General features: G+C 45.8%; 25 protein-coding genes. 13 read left to right on the top strand and 12 right to left on the bottom strand.

Translation table 11 applies throughout. The features are described from left to right. Positions 1–26: 26 nt before the first annotated feature. Positions 27–980, bottom strand: a complete 954-nt coding sequence (locus tag ACV3PA_RS03405; protein ID WP_456125625.1) for a LacI family DNA-binding transcriptional regulator — start codon at positions 978–980, stop codon at positions 27–29. A gap of 17 nt (positions 981–997) precedes the next feature. Further along, the gene (locus ACV3PA_RS03410) at positions 998–1,258 is read right to left on the bottom strand and encodes a hypothetical protein (protein WP_456125626.1); all 261 of its coding nucleotides are present in this window, start codon (positions 1,256–1,258) and stop codon (positions 998–1,000) included. A 171-nt stretch (positions 1,259–1,429) separates the two neighbouring features. Between ACV3PA_RS03410 and ACV3PA_RS03415 the strand changes: the two genes are divergently transcribed. Both ACV3PA_RS03415 and ACV3PA_RS03420 read left to right on the top strand, forming a co-directional pair. Beyond that, a complete protein-coding gene (locus tag ACV3PA_RS03415; protein ID WP_029342913.1) occupies positions 1,430–1,888 on the top strand; it encodes a MarR family winged helix-turn-helix transcriptional regulator in 459 nt (152 codons plus the stop codon). A gap of 152 nt (positions 1,889–2,040) precedes the next feature. Continuing rightward, positions 2,041–2,673 carry an NAD(P)H-dependent oxidoreductase gene (locus ACV3PA_RS03420; RefSeq protein ID WP_053452099.1) on the top strand — a complete coding sequence of 211 codons (633 nt, stop codon included), beginning with the start codon at positions 2,041–2,043 and terminating at the stop codon, positions 2,671–2,673. Positions 2,674–2,732: 59 nt separating this feature from the next. On the opposite strand, the gene ACV3PA_RS03425 is transcribed toward ACV3PA_RS03420, so the two are convergent. Then, positions 2,733–3,458 carry a WecB/TagA/CpsF family glycosyltransferase gene (locus tag ACV3PA_RS03425; RefSeq protein ID WP_053452100.1) on the bottom strand — a complete coding sequence of 242 codons (726 nt, stop codon included), beginning with the start codon at positions 3,456–3,458 and terminating at the stop codon, positions 2,733–2,735. A gap of 80 nt (positions 3,459–3,538) precedes the next feature. On the opposite strand from ACV3PA_RS03425, the gene ung reads away from it, so the two are divergent. Then, on the top strand, positions 3,539–4,198 hold the full coding sequence (gene ung / locus ACV3PA_RS03430) for a uracil-DNA glycosylase (RefSeq protein ID WP_456125627.1): 660 nt from the start codon (positions 3,539–3,541) through the stop codon (positions 4,196–4,198). A 50-nt stretch (positions 4,199–4,248) separates the two neighbouring features. On the opposite strand, the gene ACV3PA_RS03435 is transcribed toward ung, so the two are convergent. Continuing rightward, the gene (locus tag ACV3PA_RS03435; RefSeq protein ID WP_456125628.1) at positions 4,249–5,079 is read right to left on the bottom strand and encodes a Cof-type HAD-IIB family hydrolase; all 831 of its coding nucleotides are present in this window, start codon (positions 5,077–5,079) and stop codon (positions 4,249–4,251) included. A gap of 124 nt (positions 5,080–5,203) precedes the next feature. Here ACV3PA_RS03435 and ACV3PA_RS03440 point away from each other — a divergent pair, with 124 nt between their 5' ends. The 6 genes from ACV3PA_RS03440 to ACV3PA_RS03465 all read left to right on the top strand — a co-directional run bounded on the left by ACV3PA_RS03440 (position 5,204) and on the right by ACV3PA_RS03465 (position 11,041). After that, positions 5,204–6,463, top strand: a complete 1,260-nt coding sequence (locus ACV3PA_RS03440; protein ID WP_456125629.1) for a hypothetical protein — start codon at positions 5,204–5,206, stop codon at positions 6,461–6,463. Between the two features lie 20 nt (positions 6,464–6,483). Then, on the top strand, positions 6,484–7,176 hold the full coding sequence (locus tag ACV3PA_RS03445; RefSeq protein WP_053452103.1) for a response regulator transcription factor: 693 nt from the start codon (positions 6,484–6,486) through the stop codon (positions 7,174–7,176). Then, the gene (locus ACV3PA_RS03450) at positions 7,173–8,558 is read left to right on the top strand and encodes a sensor histidine kinase (RefSeq protein ID WP_456125630.1); all 1,386 of its coding nucleotides are present in this window, start codon (positions 7,173–7,175) and stop codon (positions 8,556–8,558) included. The genes ACV3PA_RS03445 and ACV3PA_RS03450 overlap by 4 nt, the downstream gene beginning before the upstream one ends. A 144-nt stretch (positions 8,559–8,702) precedes the next feature. Beyond that, positions 8,703–9,080, top strand: coding sequence for a DUF1499 domain-containing protein (locus tag ACV3PA_RS03455; RefSeq protein WP_029342907.1), 378 nt, complete (start codon positions 8,703–8,705; stop codon positions 9,078–9,080). After that, complete coding sequence (locus tag ACV3PA_RS03460) at positions 9,077–10,504, top strand: dihydrolipoyl dehydrogenase family protein (protein ID WP_456125631.1); 1,428 nt, start codon at positions 9,077–9,079, stop codon at positions 10,502–10,504. The genes ACV3PA_RS03455 and ACV3PA_RS03460 overlap by 4 nt, the downstream gene beginning before the upstream one ends. Positions 10,505–10,507: 3 nt before the next feature. Further along, positions 10,508–11,041 (top strand): DUF420 domain-containing protein, encoded by a 534-nt coding sequence (locus ACV3PA_RS03465; RefSeq protein WP_053452106.1) that lies wholly within the window; start codon positions 10,508–10,510, stop codon positions 11,039–11,041. Between the two features lie 43 nt (positions 11,042–11,084). Here the strand turns inward: ACV3PA_RS03465 and motB are convergent, their stop codons facing one another. From motB to ACV3PA_RS03480, 3 genes are all read right to left on the bottom strand, one after another. Further along, complete coding sequence (gene motB, locus ACV3PA_RS03470) at positions 11,085–11,852, bottom strand: flagellar motor protein MotB (protein ID WP_456125632.1); 768 nt, start codon at positions 11,850–11,852, stop codon at positions 11,085–11,087. Further along, positions 11,827–12,612: a flagellar motor stator protein MotA gene (motA, locus tag ACV3PA_RS03475; protein ID WP_053452108.1), complete on the bottom strand. Its 786-nt coding sequence runs from the start codon at positions 12,610–12,612 to the stop codon at positions 11,827–11,829. Before motA ends, motB begins: the two co-directional genes overlap by 26 nt. A 98-nt stretch (positions 12,613–12,710) precedes the next feature. Further along, positions 12,711–12,950: a hypothetical protein gene (locus ACV3PA_RS03480; protein ID WP_023469697.1), complete on the bottom strand. Its 240-nt coding sequence runs from the start codon at positions 12,948–12,950 to the stop codon at positions 12,711–12,713. Between the two features lie 160 nt (positions 12,951–13,110). Between ACV3PA_RS03480 and ACV3PA_RS03485 the strand changes: the two genes are divergently transcribed. Next, positions 13,111–14,502, top strand: a complete 1,392-nt coding sequence (locus ACV3PA_RS03485; RefSeq protein ID WP_053452109.1) for a TrkH family potassium uptake protein — start codon at positions 13,111–13,113, stop codon at positions 14,500–14,502. 52 nt (positions 14,503–14,554) lie between these two features. Here ACV3PA_RS03485 and ACV3PA_RS03490 read toward each other — a convergent pair whose 3' ends face one another. Next, the gene (locus ACV3PA_RS03490) at positions 14,555–15,619 is read right to left on the bottom strand and encodes an SDR family oxidoreductase (RefSeq protein WP_456125633.1); all 1,065 of its coding nucleotides are present in this window, start codon (positions 15,617–15,619) and stop codon (positions 14,555–14,557) included. After that, the gene (locus ACV3PA_RS03495; protein WP_456125634.1) at positions 15,619–17,754 is read right to left on the bottom strand and encodes a PAS domain-containing sensor histidine kinase; all 2,136 of its coding nucleotides are present in this window, start codon (positions 17,752–17,754) and stop codon (positions 15,619–15,621) included. Before ACV3PA_RS03495 ends, ACV3PA_RS03490 begins: the two co-directional genes overlap by 1 nt. A gap of 162 nt (positions 17,755–17,916) precedes the next feature. On the opposite strand from ACV3PA_RS03495, the gene ACV3PA_RS03500 reads away from it, so the two are divergent. After that, positions 17,917–18,444 (top strand): restriction endonuclease, encoded by a 528-nt coding sequence (locus tag ACV3PA_RS03500; RefSeq protein WP_053452112.1) that lies wholly within the window; start codon positions 17,917–17,919, stop codon positions 18,442–18,444. A gap of 171 nt (positions 18,445–18,615) precedes the next feature. After that, complete coding sequence (locus ACV3PA_RS03505) at positions 18,616–19,092, top strand: LURP-one-related family protein (RefSeq protein WP_023469691.1); 477 nt, start codon at positions 18,616–18,618, stop codon at positions 19,090–19,092. A gap of 45 nt (positions 19,093–19,137) precedes the next feature. Here the strand turns inward: ACV3PA_RS03505 and ACV3PA_RS03510 are convergent, their stop codons facing one another. Then, complete coding sequence (locus ACV3PA_RS03510) at positions 19,138–19,761, bottom strand: DUF1836 domain-containing protein (protein ID WP_053452113.1); 624 nt, start codon at positions 19,759–19,761, stop codon at positions 19,138–19,140. 111 nt (positions 19,762–19,872) lie between these two features. On the opposite strand from ACV3PA_RS03510, the gene ACV3PA_RS03515 reads away from it, so the two are divergent. Next, a complete protein-coding gene (locus tag ACV3PA_RS03515; protein ID WP_456125635.1) occupies positions 19,873–20,520 on the top strand; it encodes a diacylglycerol/polyprenol kinase family protein in 648 nt (215 codons plus the stop codon). A 3-nt stretch (positions 20,521–20,523) separates the two neighbouring features. Here ACV3PA_RS03515 and ACV3PA_RS03520 read toward each other — a convergent pair whose 3' ends face one another. Both ACV3PA_RS03520 and ald read right to left on the bottom strand, forming a co-directional pair. Then, on the bottom strand, positions 20,524–21,384 hold the full coding sequence (locus ACV3PA_RS03520) for a tetratricopeptide repeat protein (protein WP_456125636.1): 861 nt from the start codon (positions 21,382–21,384) through the stop codon (positions 20,524–20,526). A gap of 162 nt (positions 21,385–21,546) precedes the next feature. After that, positions 21,547–22,671 carry an alanine dehydrogenase gene (ald, locus tag ACV3PA_RS03525; RefSeq protein ID WP_053452116.1) on the bottom strand — a complete coding sequence of 375 codons (1,125 nt, stop codon included), beginning with the start codon at positions 22,669–22,671 and terminating at the stop codon, positions 21,547–21,549. Positions 22,672–22,686 lie beyond the last annotated feature (15 nt).

Here is a 22,686-nt window from a genome sequence, read left to right on the forward strand (position 1 = left end):
TGAACTCGTCGCTTTTTTATATGGATTCATGTATGAGGCAGGACGGTCGTTCCAGAAACGAACATCGAGGGAACTTCAATTTGTGGACGAGCACTCGTATCTTTTCGAACTGTTAGTTGAAAAGCATGTCGTCCAATCGTCGCATATGGAACCGCAATCGTCGTCATCGATAAGACTTCAGCAAGTTCGCTTCCGTCAAAACCGATCACCGAAAGATCTCCTGGAACCTGGTAACCTTGTTTTCGTAGTTCTAAAATGAGACCCGCTGCGACATGGTCGCTTGCGGTCAAAATAGCGGTCGGTCGTTGTTTTTGTTGCATCCAGCGCCTCGCGACGGTCGCACCATCTTCGATCGTCAAGGTTTGTTCGTAGACGAATTCGTCACTGACAACTTCTTGATACGCATGCTTGCGCGCCAGGCTATTCGTACTGTCAGGTCGTCCAAGACAAATTCCGATGCTTGTATGCCCTTGCTGTCGCAGATGTGAAAGTCCTTGTTGAAAGGCCATGTAATGATCGATATAGACGGCAGCGACGTCTTCGTGGTGTTCACAAAAGACAATTGGTCCATAACGTTCGTATGGCAGAATCGCTGATAAAGGAAGACTGTGCGAGACGACGATGAGTGCATCGATCTCCTGTTGAGCGAGCGCATCAAGAGCTAGTTGCTCATGCGTTTCCACATAATTCGTTTGCCACGTCAAGAAACGATAACTGGCGTCAAAAGCAGCTTGCGCGATGCCTTGAAGAATGGCAGCATGGTACGGATGATCAACGAATGGAAGCATGACTCCGACTGTTTTCGTCATACCCGTCGATAGATGGACGGCAGTCTGATTTCGAATGTATCCAAGTTTTTCAATCGCTTCTCGGACAGCTTGTCGTTTATCATTTGCTACGTAAGGGTGATCATTTAGTACACGTGAGACTGTCGTAACAGACACGTTGGCTTCGCGTGCCAAGTCTCGGATGTTCGTCATCGCGTATCCCTCCTGGATTACATCTTAAGAGATAATCGTCGTTCAAGTCGGCGCCAATCCTGTCGAGAGACGGGAGCCGTGAATGAAGCTGACTGTTCGGCTAGTTCATTAATCTTTGAGAGTAGTCGTATTTTTTCTTGAGGAGACAAATCAGGGTATTGATCAACCAACGTGTGCTGGCATAAATAATAGTCTGCTGGTGTATGCAATTGTTCAATAGCCCACTCAAACGCTACATTGTGCTTAAATAGCTCGGTTAACCGTGTATGGATCGACATGATGATTACCTCCTTTTTAGTGTATATCAAGACGATAGGCTATGAAACGCGTTTCACGGCAAGAACTATTTGTGAGATATAAATCGTTTGGAAAAATTCAACAAGAATTGACCAGGTAGACAAAGAAGTCTATGATTGTGACGATACAACACAAAGAGGGGCGAACGTAAAATGGAATCGACAGACTCGAAGCTGGCATTGAAAATGCTCGTTGTTCTATCTCGGACGATGCATGCAGTGACGGAGCAAGTGAAGGCAGACATCAAAACACATCAGTTGAATTTATCAGAATTCGGAGTTCTTGAATTGCTGTACCACAAAGGGGATACGCCTTTACAACAGATTGGCGATAAGATTCTGTTAACAAGCGGCAGTGTGACGTATGTCGTTGATAAACTTGAAAAGCGTGGATTGATTGCGCGAAAATCATGTGCGACAGATCGTCGTGTCACGTTTGGAACCTTAACAGAAGCTGGACGCGAACTGATGGAAGAAACATTCCCGAAACATGAAGCCTTTTTAGCAGACTTATTCAAGGATTTGTCGGTTTCTGAAAAGGAACAGTTGATCGATCAGCTGAAACGAATCGGTTTACGAGCCGAACATTATACGCCGCTCGAAAATGTATAAGGATTAGCACTCATAGGATTATAGAATTGAGGAAGCCCAAGTCGTCGACTTGGGCTTTTTTTATGAATTGAAAGTCAAACTAATTGACAAACGAAAAGACGGTTGGTATGTTTAGTTACAGAATTTACTTTAAATAAAAGGGAGAAATAATAATGACTAAATTACTTTATGTAACTGTTAACCCGAAAGCTACAGAACATTCATTCAGCCTTCAAGTCGGTGAAGCATTCCTCGAAAGCTACAAAGCAGCGAATCCTTCGGCTGAAGTAGAAGTTCTTGACCTATACAACGAAACAGTCCAAGAAATCGATACAGACGTCCTTAGCGCATGGGGCAAATTCGCAACAGGCGAAGAATTAACAGAAGTGGAGATCGCAAAAGTCGGTACGATGACAAAACATCTCGAGCAATACATGGAAGCAGATGAGTATGTCTTCGTTACACCAATGTGGAACTTCTCTTTCCCAGCACGTCTCAAAATGTACATCGACAGCGTACTTCTTGCAGGTAAAACATTCGCTTACACTGCAGAAGGTCCTAAAGGTTTGATGGAAGGCAAAAAAGCACTCCACATCCAAGCGACAGGTGGCGTTTACGCAGGATCTGGTCTTAACTTCGGTGACGACTACCTCCGTCAAGCACTTGCTTTCACTGGCGTAACAGACTACGATGCACTCTTCATCGAAGGTATGGCAATGAACCCAGAAAAAGCAGAAGAAATCAAAGAAGCGGCAATCGCAAAAGCGAAAGAACTCGGTCGTTCATTCTCGACTGTCAACGCGTAAGACAAGCGCATCAAAAAAGGCTCCCGCATTTGCGAGAGCCTTTTTTGTGTACGGATGATTTAAGAAAGCGTCGACTTTTTTCGAAGGACGAGCGTCAGAAAAAGTAACAAATCTTTCAGTTTCTCAAAGCCACGTGGGTGAGTCGAGATACGATAGAGCCATTCCAGTTTTAGGCGACGAAATAGTTTTGGAGCGCGTTTACTATGTCCGGACCAGACATCGAATGCACCGCCGACACCGATGAAGATGCCATGATCGACTTGATCGTAAACGGAAGCAATCCATTCTTCTTGTTTTGGGGCACCGAGTGCGACAAGAACGAGGTCGGCATCTGCTTCTACAATCGCCCGTGTAGCCTCCTCTGTCTTACCAAAACCATGAAATGTTCCAACAAAGCGGATGTTCGGAAAACGAATCGATAGTTGGCGAATCAGCGATTTCATGACTTCCGGACGTCCACCAAGCAAAAAAACACGCTTTTTTAGTGCATCTGCCGTCCGTAAGAGTTCACGCGCCGTCTCGATTCCAGGCAACGTCGCTGTTAAAGGAGATCCCATCCGCTTGCTAGCAGCAGTCACACCGATTCCGTCCGGAGTGATGAATGTTGCTCGCCGTAAGATGGCTTCATATGAAGGTTCGCGCAGTGCACGCAACACGAGCTCAGGATTAGCTGTGACAAGAAAGGCTTTTCCTCGATCGTGTAAGATTGTTTTAATATGGGTATACCATTGCGAAGGTGTGGCATCCACGAATGGTAGTCCGAATAATTGTTTTGTCTGAATCATAGTTTTCCACCTCATCATCCATCATAGCAGAATCAAGACTGACGAACAGCGACTTGAGACTGAAAAAGGAGCGGATTCACGTGCATCCATCTTGGCAAACGGTGTTAAAAGAAGAAAAGGAAAAACCATACTTTCAGGAGCTCTGGACGTTTCTAAAGGAAGCTTATCAAACGACGATCGTCTATCCTCCGAAAGATCGGATTTTTCATGCGTTTGATGCGGTTGCTCCAGAAGATGTCCGGTGCGTCATCTTAGGACAAGATCCCTATCATGGTCCAGGTCAGGCGAATGGACTAAGTTTTTCCGTTCATGACGGTGTTCCGATTCCCCCATCCCTCCGAAACATGTACAAAGAACTGGTGACGGATATCGGTTGCTCCGCGCCGACATCTGGGAATCTAGAATCCTGGTCGCGACAAGGTGTATTTTTACTGAATACATCATTGACGGTTGAAGAAGGGAAAGCGGGGTCGCATGCGAAAAAAGGCTGGTCGCAGTTTACGGACCGGGTCATCGAAGTATTAGGCACACAGACGCAACCGATCGTGTTCATCCTATGGGGGAATCACGCGAAGAGTAAGAAGGCATTGATCGATACGAATCGTCATCTTGTTCTCGAAGCGGTACACCCAAGTCCGTTATCAGCGAGTCGTGGATTTTTCGGTAGTAAACCTTATTCACAGACGAATGCCTGGCTCAAAGAGCAGGGGAGAGAGCCAATCGATTGGTGTTTATCCTAAATCAAAAGCGTGTGTTCCGTTGAATGCGGAACACACGCTTTTTGGTTTGCTTAACGGTTTGAAACACTTGGTTCTTCATCCATCATGAACTTTTCGACGACGAGAGCAACACCGTCTTCATCGTTCGAAGCTGTCATGTACTGTGCTTTTTCTTTGACGGTATCGGCTGCGTTCGCCATTGCGACGCCAAGACCCGCCCATTCGATCATCGATAAGTCGTTGTTCCCATCGCCACAGGCGATGACTTCTTCTTGAGCGATTCCTAGTTTTTCAGACAATAAGGCAAGACTTGTTCCTTTTGTGACACCGTCTTCCGTGAATTCGAGGAAAAATGGCTTTGAGCGTGCGACTGCGAGTTCACCAGCCAGTTCTTGTTGAAGTGTCTGCTCGACACGAGCAAGTTTTGTCTCTTCTGCCATCATCAAACACTTGACGACAGGTGTTTGAATCGCCGCTTTAAAATCAGTGACGGGAATGACGTCCATACCAGTCAGTTGTCCTTCGAGCGTCGTATACTCGTTCGGTTGCTCTGTCAGAATCTCATGTCCGACATACGTGTGGATATAGACACCTTCTCGTTTACTTAAATCGTCGAGACGATGGACTGTCTCCGGAGAAAGGGTACTGAGGAAGAGCGATTCGTTCGTTTGGCAATCGATGATCGAGGCTCCGTTGAAGCTCAGAATATAACTTCCGTATCGAGCGAGTTCAAGCTCTTTTGCAAGGTCGAGCATCGCGAAAGTCGGACGACCACTAGCGAGGACGACCTTCTTGCCACGACGCTGAGCAGCGAGCAATGCTTCTTTTGTGCGTGATGAAATCGTATGGTCACTTGTCAACAAGGTATCATCTAAATCGAGAACAATCATTTTGTACGTCATACATTCAAACCCCTTTCAATTATCTGTATATCGTAACAACTTGTCTCCCGTTCGACAATATACTCTCCTCGAAGAGAGTGTGATAAAGTGGAAACAGAGCCCGTACGGAAAGGATTCCAACTTTATGAAATATCTCTTCATGATCATATCAAGTCTATTATTAGCGGGATGTAATACGATGTTTCCGCACCCAGCCTCTCTACTCGAACATCCGTCTCTTCCGGCATGGGAGCAGTCGTTAAAAGAACGAATCGAAATTGATTTACCGAAACAGGCAGAAATCGTGGCGCCACGTAATCAAGCAGTGTCACGTTTATATGAACTCATCGATTTAGACCAGAACGGTAAAGACGAGGCGATTACTTTCTATCGTAGCGAGCAAGAGGGACGATTCACGATTCATCTTCTCGTCCATGAACGGCAAGGCGAAAAATGGCGACTCGTGACACGACAGATAGTTGCAGATGGTCGCGCCATCGATCGACTCGAAGTCGTAGCCGACCCGCGACATAAACAAAATCATCTAGTCATCGGGATTACGAGCTATGGTGAAAATACGTTGTATATCATTGAGCAGTTGCTGTCAAAACAACGGAACGTCACAAAAGTCGATCAGTACGATCGCTTGTCAGTGGCTGATTTGAATCAAGATCGAGAGCGGGATATGGTGCTCCTGCAAAAGGGCAGTCCATCTCGTTTGATTTATTATAAAGATATTTTGTCGAAAAAGAATCAAGAGACGACGCTTTCGACGCAAGACGGCGATTTATTTGCAGAACATGATTTATTTGAAGTGGATACGATTAATGCTGCTCGTAATAAAGGCTTGATCGTTTCGTATACACGAGATGCTAAAATGCACATCTCATTATTCCGTTTAGCGAATAGTACGTTGGAACAGGTGCGTTTCGGTCAGGTCGATGAAATCGTTGAACCGATGTATACGTTCCCGAAAGATGTCGATCAAGATGGAATCGTTGAGTTCGGTCATCAATATACACCTGAAGATAGTAAGGGGCGTGAGGGTGAATCAAGACCACGCATCACGGCATACTATACATGGAATGGATCGAACAATCCGCCGTTTCTTGAAAGTGGCTTCGAACTGCGGGAAGAACAATACATTGATCAAGAATACAATTTCGTGATGCGTTTCCCTGCTAACTGGGCGACACGTGAAACGATCGAAAAACGCGAAAATCGAGTTCGTTTCATTAATCAGGAAACGAAACAGATTGATTTCGAATTAGAAATCATTCCGAAGAATCAATACATTGCCAGTGATCAAAAAAGAAAAATCAAAGAAGGTATCGATTATGTCTATGTGATTGATGCGACGAAGGATTATGAAGGTTTTGTCAATCGTGTCACACTCGTGGAATAAAGAATCAGGGGGAAAAGAGAATGACCAAAATACTAGTAGCCGAGGATGAACATGCGATTCGCAGTTTCATTGTCATTAATTTGAAACGGGCAGGCTATGATGTCATCGAAGCGGAAAATGGTAAAGAAGCACTTGCTCAATTTGATCAACAAACGTTTGATATTCTGTTACTCGATATCATGATGCCAGAAGTCGACGGTTTTGCTGTCTGTGAACAGGCACGGGCGAAGGATGAAGTCGTTGGTATCATCATGTTGACGGCACGGACGCGAGAAGAGGATAAAGTCATGGGACTAAGCGTCGGGGCGGACGACTATATCGCGAAGCCGTTCAGTCCAGCAGAATTACTCGCGCGCATCCAGTCGCTCTTGCGACGCGTAGAGACGTTACGTCGTCGGAAACAGCCGCGTGAGCTCGTTTCTGGACCGTTCCGGATTGATTTAGGTGCGAAGCGTGTCCAAAAAGAAGGTATCGATGTCGAAGTAACACCGACAGAATATGATTTGCTTTGTCACTTTATTAAGAATGAAGACCAGGTCATGTCACGTGATGAATTACTCGATGCGGTATGGGGCGAGAACTACTTTGGCGACCGGAAGACAGTGGATGTCAACATTCGCCGTCTGCGTCAAAAAATCGAAGAGAATCCAGCAGAACCTAAGTTCATCGAGACATTGTGGGGACATGGATACAAGTGGCGTAACGAAGAATGAAGCGCCAGATATTGATGCGGTTCATGACGATCATCACGGTGACAGTCTTACTTGTCATCGGGATTCTTTCGTTCGTAACCTATAACTACTACTACGTAACGGCGACAGATGTCTTAAAGCGCCATGCGAACGCGAGTGCAGTTTTGTTTGCGAATAGCGGTCTTGCTTACGATTACACGGATTCTGAAGCAACGATTCATGATGTGTTGGATTCCTATGCCTATCCGGACGCAGAAATCGAAGTCTTGGATGCGACGGGTATTCCGCGCTACTCCTCGACCGGATTCATCTCAGAACGTAAATTGACGCGTGAGGCAGTCAATCAAGTGCGAGGCGGACAGACCGTCACGAAGCGCTACGACGATGAGGCGACAGGGGAACATTTGCTTGAGGTGACGGAACCTGTCGTTTCGTTCGGTCAGACGACGGGAGCACTTCGTTATACGACTTCCCTTGAGCGGATTGACCGGCGTGTGATCGAAATTTGTTTAGCGATTGTCCTCCTGGGTACAGTAATCTGGGGACTTGCCTTCATTTATTCCTCACGTCTTGTTTCGTCGATTGTTCGACCGATTCAGGAAGTCATCGGTGCGTCCGATCAAATCGCGAAACAGCACTATGACGTCAAGGTGAACGAGGAGTATTCGTTCGAACTTGGAGAACTAGCACGGACGATTAATTATATGGGGCAACAGATCAAACAACAGGAAACGCTGAAAGATGAATTCATTTCTGGTATCTCCCATGAATTACGGACGCCATTGACATCAATCAAAGGCTGGAGCGAGACATTACTCGTCGAACAGGATCAGTTGCCGGAAGAGGCATCGCTTGGTATGGGGATCATTCATTCGGAGACGGAACGTTTGATTTCGCTCGTCGAGCAGTTGCTAGACTTCTCAAAACTCGAGACAAGTCGTCTCGTCTTATACCGTCAAGAAGTCAACTTGACGGAAATCATCGAGACCGTGACGGCGCAACTTCGTCAAAAGTTAGAAGAAAAAAATGTCCAAATCGTACAGAAGTTACCGTCACAAGTCGCCGGTCTGTACGACGAAAACCGACTGAAGCAAGTCTTTTTGAATCTGCTCGATAATGCGATTCGCTTTTCACCGATCGACGGGACGATTACCATTCGCCTTGTTCGTTCGGAGCGTGTGTTGTTCCTCTCCTTCAGCGATGAAGGTCCTGGTATTCCAAAAGAGCACTTACGTCATGTCACAGAAAAGTTCTATCAAGTGCAAAAAGGAAAGGGCGGAACAGGACTCGGTCTATCGATTTGTCGAGAACTCGTCGAAGCACATGAAGGTAAGCTATTCATTGATAATCAGCCGGAAGGTGGCGTCATCGCAACGATTCTGCTACCTGTCACGAAAGCGTAAACACTGAGACGGGCAGAGTGAAACAGAAACTGTTAAAGTTAAATGGATTATAGTACGAAATGGATTATAGTACGAAATGGATTATAGTACGAAATGGATTATAGTACGAAATGGATCAGATGATAGGAAACGGAGGAATCAGTCATGGCACTTGGTGTTTCAAATGGTACGCTTCAACCGCTCTCCGGAAAACCGAACGCGGTATCTACTCAAACCGATCTACAAGAAATGAAAATGCGACCGCTCCCGTTTAAAGGAACGCTTGCAGATTCGAAGTTTCAACTATTACGTATCCTTCAAAGCCTCGACCGCGTCAAAGTCGTCAAGGAAGAAGGGACATACATTCATGCCATCTTCACAAGTAAAGTCTTTCGTTTCAAGGATGACGTCGAATTTTACTTCGATGAAGCGGCACAAGTGATTCATTTCCGTTCTGCGTCACGTGTCGGGTACTCTGACTGGGGTGTCAACCGTAAACGCATGGAAGACATTACACGCCGTTATGAGGAGGGGTCACGATGAAGAACTATCAATTAGTTGTCATTGGTGGCGGTGCAGCAGGAATGACGATCGCTGCTGGTGCAGCAAGTCTTGGTGCACATGTTGCCTTGATCGAACGCCATACACATCTAGGTGGAGATTGTCTTCACTATGGTTGTGTGCCTTCAAAAGCGTTGATTGAAGCAGCACACGATGTACATGTCATGAAACGGACGGCAGAGAAGTATAACGTAACGTTGAATGGAGATGCCGTCTATTCAAAAACGAAAGCAAGTGTTGATCGAGCGCGCAACATCATTCAATCACATGATGGAACAAAACGGTTCGAGGACTTGGGTGTCGATGTCTACATCGGAGAAGCGACATTCCTTAGTGCACACGAAGTCGAAGTGGCAGGACAGCTTGTCGTTGGTGAGAAGTTTGCGATCTCGACTGGGTCTCAACCGATTATTCCACCGATTGAAGGACTTGATACGATTGATTATTTAACGAACGAGACGATCTTTGAATTGACGGAACGTCCCGAGCGTCTCCTCGTCATCGGTGGTGGTGCAATTGGTCTTGAGTTGTCGCAAGCTTACGCGCATCTCGGAACAGAAGTCACAATCATCGAAGGCATGAAGACGTTGCTCGGAAAAGAAGATCGTGACATGGTCGAAGTCATTCAACGCCAGCTCGAACAAGAATTGACGTTACATCTCGATACGAAGGTCACACATGTCCGCAAGTCAGCGGGAGGCATTGAAGTCACAGTTGAAGCAAACGGCGAATCACGTGTCATCGAAACAGATGCCGTTCTTGTGGCCGTTGGTCGGAAGCCGCGCATCGATGCGCTACGTCTTGACCGCGCTGGTGTGCACGTCGAGAAAGGATTCGTTCAAGTTGACGGTTCACTTCGGACAAGTCAGCGACACATCTTTGCGGTCGGGGATACGATCAACTCGCTTCCCTTTACGCATGTTGCAGGACTCGAAGGAAAAACCGTCGTCACGAATGCTTTATTCGGTCTACGGACGAAGCCTGATTATCGGGCGGTCCCTTGGGTCACATTTACGACACCAGAGCTGTTCCATCTTGGTTTAACGGAAGAGGAGGCACGCAAGAAACATGGCGAGATCCAAGTCTATCAGACAGGTCTCGATGAAGTCGATCGTTTCGTCATCAATGGTCAGACGGAAGGACGCGTCAAACTCATCGCTGATAAACGAGGTAAACTAATCGGAGCGCATGCGATTGGAGAACAAGCTGGGGAATGGATGCAAGAAGTCGTCTATGCGATGGCACGTAAAGATAAGGTCGGTCAATTGTCGCGCGTCGTCCACCCGTATCCGATTCGTGGTGCTGCCGTTCAGCGTGCTGCTGATATTTACTGGCGTGAACGTTTATTCGCTGGTCCGATCCCAAAATGGTTGAAACGTTATTTCGACTGGAAACAAGGAGAATGATTCATGCAACAACCTGCTACTAAACGGAATTTCGTCCCGCTCGTCATCTTGTTGACACTCGTCATCAACTTGCTTGTGGCGCTCTTATTCTTTGCACCACCCGTACAAGTTGATTCAGGATTCGACTGGACGTTACTTCCTTTTTTCAATGCCATCTTTAATAGTTTTACCTTCATGCTGTTGCTCGGTGCTTGGATTTCGATTCGTCGAGGGAACCGTGTGAACCATCGTCGCTTCATTGGTGGCGCGATGACGACGACGACGTTGTTCTTGATTTCTTATGTCACGTATCATGCCGTCAGTGAATCAACGAAATTCGGAGGCGAAGGTTTTGTGCGTCCGGTCTATTTCTTCATCTTGATTACGCACATCATACTAGCGGCAGTGATCGTTCCGCTCGTCTTGATGTCACTCGCACATGCCGTGAATCAAAATTTCGAGAAACATAAGAAATGGACGCGCTTTACGATGCCGCTTTGGTTATACGTCAGTTTGACCGGTGTCATCGTCTATATCATGATTCGTCCATATTATTAAAAAAATCCTTCGTGGCAGTTCGCCACGAAGGATTTTTTTATGGTTAGGACTTCACTTTTGTTTCGTCGAGTACGTTCGCTTTTAAGTCGATCAATGGTCGAATCAATACTTCAACGCGTCGATTTTGGCTACGACCCGCCTCTGTTTGATTGGAAGCGATTGGTTGGAATTCTCCGTAACCACTAACCGTAAAACGTTTTGGTTCAAGTTTGGCATTCCGTTGTAGAGCACGCATGAAACTAATCGCTCGGTCAGCGCTTAGTTCCCAGTTCGATGGATATTGAGCTGTGTTGATTGGAATGTTATCTGTATGACCAGAGACTTGAATCTGACGTTGTCCGGCTTTGACGAGAAGGTCGCTCATTCCTTTGGCAATTTGAATGGATCGGCCTCTTACTTCTGCCTGGGCTGGCGAGAACAGTGCCCGGTCACGAATCGTAAAGACAAGACCTTCATTCGTGATTTCGACCTTGATGTCTTTTTCGAGTTGTTCATCTTTGATGTATTTGTTTGCTTCTTCTTTGATCTTTTCGAGTTCTGCAATTTCATAGCTTTGTGCTTTTGTCCGCGCGTCTAGCTTTTTCGAATCCTCTTCTTCTTGAGTAGAGAGTGAGCTGTTCGTAATCATCCCTGAGCCGCCGTTGAAGACAGAACTAAACGACTGAGACATCGCTTTTAATTTGACAGCATCGACATTACTCGAAGCGAAGAGAACGATGAAGAGCGCGAGAAGCAAGGTCAATAAGTCGGCGTAGGGAATCAACCAGCCTTCGGAAATATGTTCGTCATGCGGCTTCTTTTTCCGCTTCATAATTCGCACGCTCCTTCGGTGTCAGGTACACGAGTAGCTTATCTTCTAAGTTTTTCGGTGATTCACCGTTTTGAATTGAGAGAATGCCTTCAATCATCATCTCGTACAATTGAATCTCGCTCGCTGATTTTTGCTTCAGTTTTGTTGCGAAGGGGAACCACAGCACATATCCGGTGAATATTCCGAATAGCGTCGCAATGAAAGCACCTGAAATCGCGTGACCTAATTTTTCGATATCCGATAAATCGGATAAGGCGGCGACTAGTCCAACGACGGCACCGAGAACCCCGAGTGTTGGCGCATAAGTTCCGGCTTGCGTGAAGATGTTTGCGTTCGCATGATGGCGTTCCGTCATATTTTCGAGATCGCGTGTCATGACGTCCTCGACATATTCAGATGGCTGTCCATCGATGACCATCATGACGCCGCGCTTCATGAACGCATTATCGACTTCTTCGAGTGCTGATTCGAGAGATAAGAGGCCTTCTTTACGCGCTTGCGTTGAGAGTGTCAGAAATTGTCCGAGCAACACTTGTTTTGTCATCAGCTTTTGTTCGAAAAAGATGACTTTAAATAAGGCAGGTAGTACTTTTAATCGTTCCTTCGGGAAGGAGATCATGATGGCAGCTGCCGTTCCGACAAAGATAATGACAAGGGCTGCAGGGTTGAGTAGAGCGACTGGAGGCGCACCTTTTAAGATCATACCTCCGACTAGTGTGATGAGACCAAGGATGATCCCGATAATCGACACGATATCCATGATTGATGTGTGCCACCTTTCTGTATGTAATCCGTATAAGAACGAAAAATAAAAGAGCAGAAGACACTTCTTCTGCTCGGAAATCCAAAAACCGAGAATTAAGCGCCGTTTTCGTCGATTAGCATTTGAATGCTTTCGTTTCGTTCGTCACGCTCTATATCGGTCAGTACATCGTATTTTTTTAACACTTGATACAATTCATTTAGAATTGGTTGCTCCAAATGTAATGATAAGAGTTCCTCGAATTGATAATACAATTGCGCAGGCATCCATTGTGATTGCCGTTCCAGCCTTCGCCAGACATCCTCAATCGAATGATCAGCCGTCTTAGGGTCCACTGTTTCCCTCAACCTCCTTTAATGATTACACGTCCACTTTTATCTAGTTTACCAAAAAAATACGAAAACGTTTAGTCGATTGCATATTTCGATAGAACTTCTTAATTCAAGAGAGTATGATAAAGACAATTCTGTCTGAAAACAATCTAGGGGGAGTAAGATGTTCTCGCATAAAAGACGTTCACCACTGGCGCGCTTCGGGCGTTTAGGTGAATTGATGTACCATCAGTTGTTCGATAAACCAGCACGCTTCATCGCGACGGGCTTTACATTGACGATTTTACTAGGTGGTTTTTTATTGTGGCTTCCGATTTCACAACAAGAGGGGCAAGATGTTTCCTTCATTGACTGCTTGTTCGTCGCGACTTCTGCCGGAACCGTTACGGGTCTATCGACGATTAATATCGCTGAAGCCTTTAATCTGCTCGGTCAACTCATCATGATGCTCTTGATTCAGGTAGGTGGGCTTGGATTCATGACGATTGCGCTTGTCTTGCTCAGCGTAACGGGACGAAAGATCGGGATTCGTCAGCGGATTATTATTCAAGAGATGTTCAATCTCGATAGTCCGGGTGGAACGATTCGTCTTGTTCGAAACATCATCGTCACGACAGTTCTCGTCGAGATCGTCGGCATGTTTTTGATTGCGCTTGATTTGTTCATTCAATACAAATACAGCTTCGGAAAAGCACTCTATTACGGTTTGTTCCACGCCGTATCTGCCTTCAACAATGCGGGGTTCGCGCTTTGGGGTGATAACTTGATTGGTTTCCAACAGGACACGACGTTCATCCTGACGATCGCCGCTCTCTTGATGATTGGTGGATTAGGCTTTACCGTCATCGCTGATATCGCGGGAAAACGAAGCTTCAAAAAAATCTCCCTGCACTCGAAATTGATGGTGCTATCTTTATTCGTCATCAACGGACTCGGTGTCTTAGCGATGATGCTCTATGAATGGGTGTCTCATCTTGGCTCATTGCGAGACGAGTCGTTCTTTCATGCGCTCCACATCGTATTTTTCCAAGTCGTCACAACACGGACGGCTGGTTTCCAGACAATCGATCTAACGACGATGGTACCGCTCTCGATCGGTTTGATGATGGTCTTGATGTATATCGGAGCAGGTTCAGCGTCGACGGGTTCTGGGATCAAGGTCACGACGGCAGCGGTCATCCTAAAGAATGTCTGGACGTATCTACGAGGACAGCGTGAGACCGTTCTGATGCGACGGACGGTTCAAGCACAGGCGATCCAAAAAGCGTATGCGATTGCTGTCTTCAGTTTGTTATTCATCGCTTTGATCACGACGCTCCTTGCATTGAGTCAACCGAACCTATCGTTCATCGGTCTGTTCTTTGAGACCGTCTCCGCATTCGGGACGGTCGGTCTATCATTGAATGTGACACCGGAGTTAAACAGCTTTGGGAAGTTCTTGATCATGTTCATGATGTTGCTCGGACGTGTCGGATCGTTGACGATCCTGTTCACGTTTGCGACGCAACGAGACCGGACGATTCGTTATCCAAAAGAAAATATGTTGATCGGCTAATTAATCAAAAAGTCCAATCGACCTTCCGATAGGAAAGGCGATTGGACTTTTTTTAATGTGGGACATGTGTTTGATAGTACTGAACAAGCCGAGGCATCGTTTCTGCTAGATCCGGACAAATGATACCGGTATCCCGTAAATCGCGTAAGGTATGTGTTGTATCGTATTGAACGGAATGGATGAAATAATCGAGTGTCTGACGTTGCATCTGAAGACGTTTTGCAATAGCTGGAGTCAATGCCGTACTGACGAGTCGAAACGGTACGATACCACGTGGATACCGTCCATAATAGGCGACATGTAACATCTCAAAAATCGCACGTGCCCCATGTGGGAATGGATCCGTCAGATGATACGTCTTATTTTTACCAACGGGTGCATGACTGAGGTAAGCGGTCGCTTCGATGACATAATCATATGGGACGAGATTAACGAGTGCATTCGCACGTCCGGGATACGGAAGAGGAGCGAAAGATTGCAGAAGACGCATCGCGTTCAAAACGAAATAGACACCATCCCATTTCGGAGTTTCTCCCGTTTCGGAATGTCCGACAACAATTCCGGGGCGAATGATCGTATAAGGGATCGTCCCAATTTCTTTACGGAAACGCACCTCGGCTAAATACTTTGTCTCTTCGTAAGCATTTTTAAAGTAACTTGCCTGTAAATCGTCCTCAAGAACCGTTCCTGTACGTAGACCTGAGACGTACGCTGTGCTGAAGTAGATATAGCGCTCTAAAGCGCGGCATGTATGAGCGAACTGTGTCACATTCGCAGTACCGATGACATTGATCCGGAAGGCAGGTTCATATGCCGTAGCTAAATCGTATAGCGCCGCGAGATGAAAGATGTGTGTGACATCTTGTTGCAAAATCATCCGTGTATCATCAGGTAAAGCAAGCTGTTCGACCGTGATGTCGCCCTCATGTAATACGAGTTGGTCCGGTCGTAAGGATGTCCGCTCTAGAAGAGCATCACGTCGCTCAGCGGCCATGTTCCGCTCTGACGATAAGTGAAGCAAATGAAAACAAGCGATTTGATCCGGAACACGTGCCAGTTGTTCAATCAGTTTTGTTGCTAAAAAACCGGGGAAACCAGTCATAAAATAGGTCCGCATCAATTCCAGTCCTTTCTTGGGTCGCGTTCAAGCATGACAGTGAATGTCGAACCAGCATTGATTTCTGATTCGACTGAAATCGCTCCACCATGCGATTCAATGATTTCCTTGCAAATGGCAAGACCGAGTCCTGTACCACCAATTTTTCGGATGTCTGAGTTATCGACGCGGTAAAATTTCGTAAAGAGCTTTTCAAAAGCATTTTGTGGAATGCCTAGTCCATGATCCGTTACAGATAACGTTGCTTGTTCCGAGTTTACTGAAAGATTTACTTGTATATGATCCGCCTGTGGAGAATATTTAATGGCGTTAGACAGTAAGTTTAAAATGACTTGCTTGATTTTATGCTCGTCCGCAAAAATCAGGACAGAATCCTCTGGTAGTTCCAGATCAATGCGATGTGAATCGACGGTCTCGCCATAAGCATCGACGGTCGCTACTAGAAGCTCGCGTAATGAGAACGATGAAAAGGCATATTCTTGCTTTCCACTTTCTAGTCGCTGGATGTCTAAAAACTCATTTAACAGAGTTGTCAGTCGTTTCGTTTCTTCGTGGACGATCTCAACATAACGTTCGATTCTAGCAGGTGGTTGCTCTTTATATCGGAGTAATTCCATATAACCAAGGATGGAAGACAGTGGTGTCCGCAACTCATGTGATACCGTACTGACGAGTTCATCCTTTACTTGATCCATCTTTGCTTCCTCCGTCCGGTCACGGAAAACGAATAAGAAACCATGACGGGAAATACGACTCTTCTCCTTCTTAATCGCCGTTGCATAAAATTCAAAATAAAGCGGACTCGATTCGTTCGGTCGCTGTAATGTGAAACGAAACGATAGTTCAGAATGTTTTCCGGCGAGTAGCTCCTCGACTTGGCGGAGCATATCGAATCGAGTAGTCAGATCAAGGTTCGGAATCAAGCTGATCCGTTCTTGGATTTTACTTGGTGCAATACCTGGAACATCAAGTAACTTACGCGCTTTGACGTTCATGAAGATAAAACTTCCATCCTCTTCTGTCAGTAAGAAGCCTTCGTTGGACGCTTGAAGAATCGATTGTGTGATGTCACGTTGGCGCATGATAGCATTTTTTTCGCGCTCGAGCATTTTCTCGATTTTTTTTCGTTCCGTGATATCACGGACGACGGCGACACGCATACGGATATTGTTATAGATGATTTCACGCGGGAAGACTTCGATTTCGACAGAAGTTCCATCGGCACGTTGACCGAGCACTTCGTAAGGTTCTTCACGATGCTGCTCGATGCGCTGTAAGACGCGTGCATGATGATCCGGATGAATCAATTCAAGTGTCGTTTTTCCTTTCATCTTCTCGAGTTTTGTGCGGAAGATGACTTCTGCTGCGCGATTGGCATCAATGATAATGCCATGATCATGAAAGATGACGGCTTCGACGACAGATTCCGAGAAGAGTCGGAATCGACGCTCGCTTTTCGTTAGGTGCCATTCGATTTGTTTTTGCGTCGTGATGTCTTGAATGAGTAGGAAATACGTATCGTTCGGTAAACGTGTCATATAAAGTCGTCCATGAAACGTTGAACCATCCAAGCGATGGTACGTCCAGTCGTTTTCAGCTTCCCGTCCATGAAGTAGGAGGAGTTGAGCATCCGATAAATCCTTTAAGTTCAGTTGTTCGAGATGTTGACGGCGGGTAGCCATTTCCTTTGCATCATGTAAGATCGTTGGTTGAAGACCGATGATATCTTCGGCGTGATCAAATTGAAACAAGGTACTTGCTACCTCGTTACATGCCTGGATCCGAAATTCTATATCTGTAATGAATAAAGCGACATCAAGTGATGAACCGAATAAGTCATCGACTTTTAGAGGAGCGACATGGACGAGGAAATAGTCGGTCGCTTCAATCGCTGTGATTGTTAATTGATGCGTCGTTGAAATGACGGCTTCCTTCTGTAACGGAAAGAAATCATCCGTGATCGGAAAAAGTTCCTGGACTGTTTCTATTTTCGGAGCGGTCATGAACTGATGTTGAAAGGCGTCATTATGAAATTGAATCTTTCCATTTGCATCGATAAGAAGAACGGGGTCTTTCATAGCACGTAACGTCGCATGGATGATTCGTAAAGATGAGGGGGATGAATGTTCTGCCATGAGCTACCTCCTGACTGGTCCTTGACCATGGATTTTAAGACGGACTTTCTTCGTTAGCTTACTTCTGCAACAGAAGTAGTGTTTCCTGTCGAAGAAAGCAACCAATGAAGAATTTTAGTATAGTGAAAAACAGATCACGACAAAGTAGAGGAGAAACGTACGATGAAACGATTGAAACGAAAACGTTTATTACTGGCAACTTTGTTTGCAATGGTAGGAATTTTCGGAACTTATTTTTTTTCGAGTTCTTGGGAACCTTTAATCTTAATCGTCAGTATAGTAGGATGTATCCTTTTTCTTCTTTTGTCCATTTTAACGCCGTCGCTTGAAAAGCAACTCGATCGAATGGAAGGACGAGAATTTGAAGAATGGCTTGCCGATTTGTTTGAAACAGCAGGATATCGGGTTGAGCTGACACCTGCTTCGCGCGACTTCGGAGCAGATTTGTTGATAGAGGATGAACGAGGGTATAAGATTGCCATCCAGGCAAAGCGATATAGTGCGGCTGTAGGGCTCGAAGCGGTTCAACAGGTCGCTGCCTCTGTTCCATTCTATGGAATGGACGAGGGATGGGTCGTTACGAATTCGACCTTTACGGAAGCCGCGTATCAACTGGCAGAACCGAATCAGGTTCGCCTCATCGATCGGGAAGAATTGCTCGCATTTGCAAAGGAGATGAACCTGCATTAAGCATGTCGAATGATTGTCGACAAAAGGGGGTTGTCAATTTGGAGAAACGGTGCAATAATCATTTTCGTTAACGAAATATCATACAGATAAAGAAAGTTAAACTATACAGGATGTCTAAATAAACTGGGGACGAAAAACCAGCACGTTTTAGCAGTGAGAGGAGAATATCTGTTGCGCAAAGTTGTCTATGTGCAGGGTTGCGTTTTTTCGCAAGGTCATGCCGCGATTTATGATGAAGCACACCAAATGATTGGTGCGGTTCAACACGACGAAAACGGTCGTGTTCAAGTAATGAATGGTGAAGGTAGAGGGGTAGCGTTTGGTAAGTTCATTCCGACATGTAAGAAATGGGTCGTGATGAACCATGATGGACAAGAGGTAGGTCAAATGCGTGAGAAGTTTTCGCTCTTCTCGAAGAAATGTGAGTACAACGTGTATGAGCGTGGTACGTTCACGATTTCCTTCGACCTGACAAAAGGAAAATTCTCCGTCCGGAGTGCCGCTGGAGAGGTCGTAGCAGAATTGTTGCAAGACGGTGATGAGTACCGTCTCGTCAAGGATGCTGACAAACTCTCGATGTACGAATTACTCTCTGTCTTGAAAAGTCTAACGAACAATGTCCACTATAAATCACTGACAGCCGTCTAAATAAAAAAAGATGCCTTCCATGACATGGATGGCATCTTTTTTTCATCATGTCGTTTGAAGAACATGATAAAGGCGTTGTTTGGCTTCGTGCGTCAGATGCGACACACGACGGGCATAGAGACAGAGTTGCAGGACATGGACAGTTTCAGGGCGATACGCGTTAATACGCTCGAGCGAGCGTCTGAGACGCTTCTCCGTCAATTCAATCGGTCCGCTCGTCTCCGCATGTTGTGTATAGACGAGATAAAAATTGAGTGGGCTGATCAAATCATCCTCATCGATGTTCGGGTTCTGGAAGACAATCGTCAGCAGTTCCCGTGTTTCTTCTAGCGAGAAGAGATGTTTTAAATCGTCCAGTAGGTAGATGATAGAGGCCTGATTGATTGAGTATTTCTTTCCGCGATGCGGTACACCGATGATGTCCCGTACTTCACGTTTCGTCCAGTTCTGAATCGTCGTTGCTGACATGTGTTCTCCAATCAAGGCATTTGCCAAATGAACGATTTCATTGATGGATAGACCATTTTTCAATGGATCGAATTGTTTCAGACGATTGATGACCTTCGGCAATTCTGTTCCTTCTGTTGCAACGAGTGGCTCGATTCCTTTGCCTTCATTCAAACGTTGCAGACAACTTGATAATGTTTGGACTGCTTGAGCATCATACATTTCCAAAACTTCCTCTCTAGGACGTCATTTGACCTTATGTTATCAAATGAAGGTTCAATAGGGCAAATAGCAACTAAAACAACGTACAATAATAAGAAAGGGGGAATCAGAATGGAATGGCTTGCTGCCCTTGGTACGATCGTCATCGTTGGGCTGGTTCTCGTCATCCTTGAATTCATTGGACGCCGCTTCGGTTTTTCTCCCGAAACGGTTCGGAAATGGATTCATATTGCTGTCGGTCATTGGGTATTTCTTGCACTTCTATGGCTTAATCACTGGTACGTTGCCATCGTACCGTTGTTATTCTTTGCTGCTGTTAATTTATTGACACTACGCAAAGGAATCGGACAGATGCACGACGTCGATCGTCCTTCTTATGGAACGGTCTATTATCCGCTCGCTCTAGCAGGACTCGTCCTGTTCTTTTTCGAACGACAACCAATGGCGCTCATAGCTGGAAGCATGGTACTTGCCTGGGGAGATGGACTTGCCGCCTTGGTCGGAAAACGCTACGGAAAGACGTTTTACGTTCGCGGTGAGACGAAACGTTCCTTTGAAGGGAGCATCGCGTTGTTTTTAGCATCATTTCTCGTTCTTACAGTAACATTTTTGTTTTACGAACAACCTGTTTGGCTCGCTGTCAGTTATGGCTTTTTACTTGCGAATATCGCCGCTCTGATTGAAGCCATTTCATATCGCGATCTCGACAACTTAATCTTACCGTGGACGATCGCGGCGCTCGTCGCATTTGCTTTTTGACGTTTAATCACGTAGCAACAATTGTTTAAAATAGAGCAAACGTAGTCGAATGTAGTCCGGATACGCGCGCCATCCTGCATGACGAATAGTCATATCCCGACACATGTCACGGAAAATATGTCGATAGATTTTTTCTTCAGAATCATCATAAACAGCTGCGTATAAGCCGTGTTCGAGCATATTGGAAAGTCGCTCATCGAGCTGAGTGTAAAGCTCCTCATCGCTGTCTTCTCGTAAGGCAGAATGTAGCATCTCATACTGAATGCCTTGATTGGTAGAAGCGGTTGCATGAAAGACGGCTGTTTTATCGTGATGAGATACACCGATGATTAACGCATAGAGTGTTTCCAACATGTCGATCGAATGACCGTCCAGTTGTTGGATGGAATCAATAGCCATCAGCGTATCGATTCCAGATGCACCAATTTTCTTTAAGTATGTAAACGCATGAACAGCTGATTCACCATAATATTGACGATGATTGTAATGGACGGCAAGGGAGCGGTGTCCTGCCGGCTCTTCAGGGAACCGTGTGATGGCCGATAAGAAAAACTGTTCCGCTTCGTGCATATATCCTTCCTCTTCACTGATGATCCCAAGAAGAATATACCCTTGAACGTGCTCACCGATTTGTTGGTGTGTCTCTTCAATAAGTCGGCGCGCTTGCGTGAGTTCGTTCTTGAAATAAAGGGAGTAGGCTGTCGCAATGTTGAGCAATGGATGGGATGGGACAAGAACACGTAAGCGTTCGGTTGCGGCAATCCGTACGTTCTCTTCTGTATCGGATGTCAGTGCTTCGAGTAACGCAACTTCAGCGACGTGACTCTTAAGTTCATGGGAATGGGCGGTTACAGTTTGTGTCATGTAATGAAATCACCTCTACTAGTTCAAAATCATATGTCTTCATTCTCATCATATGACAAGCAGAATGGTGCCTCAAGAAATAATAGAGAAATTCGTTCTTTTTATAAAAAAGTAGCCGATGGTTCCTAAAAAAGGAATCATCGGCTACTTCTACTATTGAGATTATGCGTGAAGGTGAAGAACATCTTCCACGGATTTATACGTGTATCCGAGATCGCGTGCGACCGCTTCATAAGTGACGAATCCTTGTGCGACATTCAATCCTTTTTCAAGAGCATCATTTTCAGCAAGTGCACGATGTGTGCCTTTGTTTGCGAGTTCAAGAACATAAGGAAGTGTTGCGTTCGTCAATGCCAGTGTAGACGTACGTGGAACGGCACCAGGCATGTTTGCAACAGCGTAATGAACAACACCGAATTTTTCATACGTTGGATCATCGTGCGTTGAGATACGATCGACCGTTTCGAAGATACCGCCTTGGTCGATAGCGACGTCAACGATGACAGCACCCGGCTTCATGCGTTTCACCATATCGGCAGTGACGAGTTTCGGTGCTTTAGCGCCTGGAATCAAGACAGCCCCGATGACAAGATCACTTTCAGCGACTGCTTCAGCAATCGTGTAAGGGTTTGAAATCAATGTGTTGATTGAGTTACCGAAGATATCATCAAGCTGGCGAAGACGTTCTGGACTGACGTCGATGATCGTGACATCTGCGCCGAGACCAACAGCGAGTTTCGCAGCATTCGTTCCGACAACACCACCGCCGATGACTGTTACTTTTCCACGACGGACGCCAGGGACGCCAGCAAGCAAGATTCCCATACCACCGTGTGGTTTTTCTAAGAACTGTGCACCGATTTGCGATGCCATACGTCCTGCTACTTCACTCATTGGTGTTAACAATGGCAGTGTGCGGTTCTTCTCGACTGTTTCATAAGCGATTGCTGTGATGTTCGAGTCAACGAGTGCACGTGTCAGTTCTGGCTCAGCAGCTAGATGGAGATACGTAAATAATGTCAGATCTGGACGGAAGTATTGGTACTCAGAAGCAATTGGTTCTTTGACTTTTAAAGCAAGTTCAGCGGTTGCCCAGACTTCAGCAGCGGTTGCGATGATTTCAGCACCCGCTTTGACGTACTCTTCGTTCGTGAAGCCACTCCCCATACCTGCCATTGATTCAATGACGACACGGTGTCCTTGTGCATGTAACGCTGCTACCCCGGCAGGTGTTAATGCAACACGGTTTTCGTTATTTTTAATTTCTTTTAATACTCCAATGATCATGTGAACGCGATCCCC

The organism is Exiguobacterium sp. EA-TM-5 (genome assembly GCF_053878415.1).

Coding starts and splice junctions, on each gene's coding strand:
- ACV3PA_RS03405 (WP_456125625.1), bottom strand. CDS start 980: ATGACGAACATCCGAGACTTGGCACGCGAAGCCAACGTGTCTGTTACG.
- ACV3PA_RS03410 (WP_456125626.1), bottom strand. CDS start 1,258: ATGTCGATCCATACACGGTTAACCGAGCTATTTAAGCACAATGTAGCG.
- ACV3PA_RS03415 (WP_029342913.1), top strand. CDS start 1,430: ATGGAATCGACAGACTCGAAGCTGGCATTGAAAATGCTCGTTGTTCTA.
- ACV3PA_RS03420 (WP_053452099.1), top strand. CDS start 2,041: ATGACTAAATTACTTTATGTAACTGTTAACCCGAAAGCTACAGAACAT.
- ACV3PA_RS03425 (WP_053452100.1), bottom strand. CDS start 3,458: ATGATTCAGACAAAACAATTATTCGGACTACCATTCGTGGATGCCACA.
- ACV3PA_RS03435 (WP_456125628.1), bottom strand. CDS start 5,079: ATGACGTACAAAATGATTGTTCTCGATTTAGATGATACCTTGTTGACA.
- ACV3PA_RS03440 (WP_456125629.1), top strand. CDS start 5,204: ATGAAATATCTCTTCATGATCATATCAAGTCTATTATTAGCGGGATGT.
- ACV3PA_RS03445 (WP_053452103.1), top strand. CDS start 6,484: ATGACCAAAATACTAGTAGCCGAGGATGAACATGCGATTCGCAGTTTC.
- ACV3PA_RS03450 (WP_456125630.1), top strand. CDS start 7,173: ATGAAGCGCCAGATATTGATGCGGTTCATGACGATCATCACGGTGACA.
- ACV3PA_RS03455 (WP_029342907.1), top strand. CDS start 8,703: ATGGCACTTGGTGTTTCAAATGGTACGCTTCAACCGCTCTCCGGAAAA.
- ACV3PA_RS03460 (WP_456125631.1), top strand. CDS start 9,077: ATGAAGAACTATCAATTAGTTGTCATTGGTGGCGGTGCAGCAGGAATG.
- ACV3PA_RS03465 (WP_053452106.1), top strand. CDS start 10,508: ATGCAACAACCTGCTACTAAACGGAATTTCGTCCCGCTCGTCATCTTG.
- motB (WP_456125632.1), bottom strand. CDS start 11,852: ATGAAGCGGAAAAAGAAGCCGCATGACGAACATATTTCCGAAGGCTGG.
- motA (WP_053452108.1), bottom strand. CDS start 12,612: ATGGATATCGTGTCGATTATCGGGATCATCCTTGGTCTCATCACACTA.
- ACV3PA_RS03485 (WP_053452109.1), top strand. CDS start 13,111: ATGTTCTCGCATAAAAGACGTTCACCACTGGCGCGCTTCGGGCGTTTA.
- ACV3PA_RS03490 (WP_456125633.1), bottom strand. CDS start 15,619: ATGCGGACCTATTTTATGACTGGTTTCCCCGGTTTTTTAGCAACAAAA.
- ACV3PA_RS03495 (WP_456125634.1), bottom strand. CDS start 17,754: ATGGCAGAACATTCATCCCCCTCATCTTTACGAATCATCCATGCGACG.
- ACV3PA_RS03500 (WP_053452112.1), top strand. CDS start 17,917: ATGAAACGATTGAAACGAAAACGTTTATTACTGGCAACTTTGTTTGCA.
- ACV3PA_RS03510 (WP_053452113.1), bottom strand. CDS start 19,761: ATGTATGATGCTCAAGCAGTCCAAACATTATCAAGTTGTCTGCAACGT.
- ACV3PA_RS03515 (WP_456125635.1), top strand. CDS start 19,873: ATGGAATGGCTTGCTGCCCTTGGTACGATCGTCATCGTTGGGCTGGTT.
- ACV3PA_RS03520 (WP_456125636.1), bottom strand. CDS start 21,384: ATGACACAAACTGTAACCGCCCATTCCCATGAACTTAAGAGTCACGTC.
- ald (WP_053452116.1), bottom strand. CDS start 22,671: ATGATCATTGGAGTATTAAAAGAAATTAAAAATAACGAAAACCGTGTT.